The following is a 2936-nucleotide window of genomic DNA, read 5'->3' on the forward strand; positions in this document are numbered from 1 at the left end:
TGGAGAACGCTTCCTAAGAAACGGCAGCACCGACTTTCGGTTCCAAGGGAGAACAAAGCCGAATGCCTTGGCACGCTGATGCAAATTGTTGATCACCATCTGTGTTAGCCAAGTTGATTTGACGTTCTCGATAGCGGCGTTGTCACTCGTAACGCCGGTCTGGGCGAGTTCGAGAATTGTGCTGTCCTCTCAAGTGCCGATGTTGATCAAGCCGTTAGGGATGTCATCCCGCTCCATAAAAAACACGCAGGCATCCGCCAAATCATCGACATAGAGAAAGCCGTGCTCGGCCCTGATCCCAGACCGGGTAAGCCGCTCTCCCCTCTCCTTTGCATCCTTTGCCTTGCGGATCAAAGCGCGCACGACATGCTATTGTTCTGCTCATAATCGTTCTTGGGGCCGTACAGGTTACCCGAGCGCCCGAGCGGCGGCTCGTCCCAATGCGAGAAGTGGAAAATAATGGCGATACATGTTGAAGCTCAACATGAATCCACGTGATAGCTCGGTGCCCTGTTGCAGCCGGTTTGCGAGCTCCTGGGCCGCTAAGTTCGTACGAGCGCCAATCCCGTAGCCCGGAAAGCCCGTCGCGGTGTAGAAGTCTTCATCCCAGGTCCCATCGGCCTTTTGGGTAGCACAGAGATACTCAACACTCTTCTGTATCGCCGCACTGGTTTCGCGGCTGCTATCGACCGAAAGAAGGCACATGAGACCCCACGCAGTTTGTGATGGCGTGCTCGGCCCCCTCCCGCGAAGCTCCGGATCCATGTAGGATGCGCAAGTTTCACCCCAGCCACCGTCTTGATTCTGTTTCGATAGAATCCAAGTAATAGCGCGCATCACATAGGCCTGTGTCATGTCCTCGCCTATCGCTTGGAGAGCGGGCAATACGGCAGCGGTGCCGTATATGTGATTGACCCCCCATCGCCCAAACCAGCTCCCCGCTTCTTCTTGTTCGCTCCGGATGTAATCTAGAGCGCGGTGAATAGCCGGATGCTTGATGTCGTGTCCTAGCGCGGCAAAGGCTTCAAGGACGTGTGCGGTCACATCGACGCTTGGTGGATCGATCGCCTCTCCGAAATTGCAAAATGGAATCTTCGAGATAATCTCGTTGTTGTTGTCTCTGTCAAAAGCACCCCAACCGCCGTTGCGGCACTGCATAGCCAACGTCCACTCGACACCGAGTCCAATCGCTCGCTCGACTCGTTCTCTCAGACCTCCGATCGTCGACCTCAGTTTCCCGAGAACAAGTAAGGCGACGGCCGTATCATCAACGTCGGGATAGGAGTTGTTGGCGCGTTCAAAAGCCCAACCACCGGGGCTTACGTCCCTAACCTTTACAGACCAGTCTCCAGGAACAAGAACCTGCTGATTGAGAACCCATTCTAGAGCTTTGCAAACTTCGGTCTTGTCGGAGGACACGCCAGCCTCGAGGAGCGCAAGGACCGAGAGTAACGTGTCCCACACTGGAGATTCGCTAGCCTGAATATGGGTAGCGCCGTTACGCTCGTAGCTCCAGTGTGCTCCCAACGCGGAGATAGCCTTGGCCACCGAAGGATGATCAAGCCGGTAGCCCTCGTTGACTAGCGCAATTAATCCATAGACCCAGGGTGGTTGGAGACCTCCCCATGCGCCGTCGGCATCTTGATGCCTGATCATCCATTCGAGACAAAGCCTAATGGAATTCTCACGAAAGGGAATCAGCTTCGATCGTTGGGCTTCGTGAAGACCGCGATCAATCTTTAGGAAGAGCCATTCTAACGAAAGCAGGCGGGTGTGCTTCGCGGGAATTGAGAAATCGAAATCCTCATAAGGACAGGGAAAGAGTTCTTCGAGCTTGCTCCCGTCGGGAAGAGGCCAAACAGGCGTCCGCGCCGCGACGACGGTGAGAGGCACCATCGTCGCGCGAGCCCATTGAGCGAAGTTATAGATGTTGAACGGAAACCAAAGCGGCAGCCGAATTATCTCTGGGGGCAGATTGGGGGTGTGTTGCCACGGCCAAACCCCCAACATGGCCAGCCAATATCGCGAGAACACCCGGAGATTTCTTAGCGCGTCATGCTTCTGAATCCATGCACGCGCACCAGCGAGTTCGTCGCAGTGCAGGTCTAGCCCCTTGGCGCGCAGCGCCGCGTAGACCTCCACGGTCGAGTTGATGTCACCATCCGGTGCTCCTGGATATATGCCCCAAGAACCGTCCGGCCGCTGCCGTTGCAGCAAGGCCATAATGATTTTCTCTTCAGAGGGCAAATGAAACCCGGCTATGTGACTGGCGAGCAGCCACTCGGCCTCAATGGTCGAGTTTGACTCGACCATGCCAACCCAAAATCCAGATGGATTCTGAGACTTCCACAGCCAGTCGATCGCCGATTCGATTGTTTGACATAGGCGACCGGTCCCGAGTTGAGCGGGCAACGAGTCTTCCGAATCATCGGAATCCATAAGAGTTTCGGACGCCATGTTGCGGATCCCTACAGTTAGATGACATGAACCGCCCGCCCCGGATCTGCCGGGGCCATTTGGTTTTAAGTTATGCCGCCATAGCCGGTTGTTCCAGCCTGGTGTAGTTCGGCCGGTTGACGGATTTGCCGAAACCCATGTCCTGCATCAGTCGCGCCACGGTACAACGGGCAACATCGAAGCCTTCCCGCTTGAGCTGCCGCCAGACCTTGCGCACGCCGTAGACGCGGAAGTTCCGATCGAAGACGCGCCTGACCTCGATTTTCAGCGTAGCATCCTGCCGGGCGCGCGCCGACAGCCTGGCGGGATCCCGCCGCCTGGCCACATGGGCGTGATAGGTCGAGGGGACGATCGGCAGGACCTTGCAGATCGCTCGACCCCATGCGCCCACGATGATTGTCAATGAAGGCGATCATGGCTTGGACCGGCGGTCGAGCTCCGCCATCGCAAAATACGCGCTTGCCTTGCGCAGGATCTCA

The 2936-nt window shown here is 56.5% G+C and carries 2 protein-coding genes, 1 pseudogene and 1 other annotated feature; all 3 genes and pseudogenes read right to left on the reverse strand.

All coding sequences use genetic code 11. The features are described from left to right. Positions 1-189: 189 nt before the first annotated feature. The gene (locus tag AC0L3A_RS40380; RefSeq protein WP_231144188.1) at positions 190-363 is read right to left on the reverse strand and encodes an NAD-dependent epimerase/dehydratase family protein; all 174 of its coding nucleotides are present in this window, start codon (positions 361-363) and stop codon (positions 190-192) included. Positions 364-408: 45 nt separating this feature from the next. After that, a complete protein-coding gene (gene shc, locus AC0L3A_RS40385) occupies positions 409-2457 on the reverse strand; it encodes a squalene--hopene cyclase (protein ID WP_473256546.1) in 2049 nt (682 codons plus the stop codon). Positions 2458-2590: 133 nt separating this feature from the next. After that, positions 2591-2936: pseudogene (locus tag AC0L3A_RS40390) on the reverse strand (IS3 family transposase); the annotation flags it as partial. Further along, positions 2801-2915: a sequence feature (AL1L pseudoknot), on the reverse strand. Its footprint overlaps the pseudogene before it by 115 nt.

It is taken from the genome of Bradyrhizobium sp. MI1.3 (genome assembly GCF_055811695.1).

Bases quoted from the DNA above. Each gene is read 5' to 3' on its own strand.
- shc (WP_473256546.1), bottom strand. From the start codon at position 2,457: ATGGCGTCCGAAACTCTTATGGATTCCGATGATTCGGAAGACTCGTTG.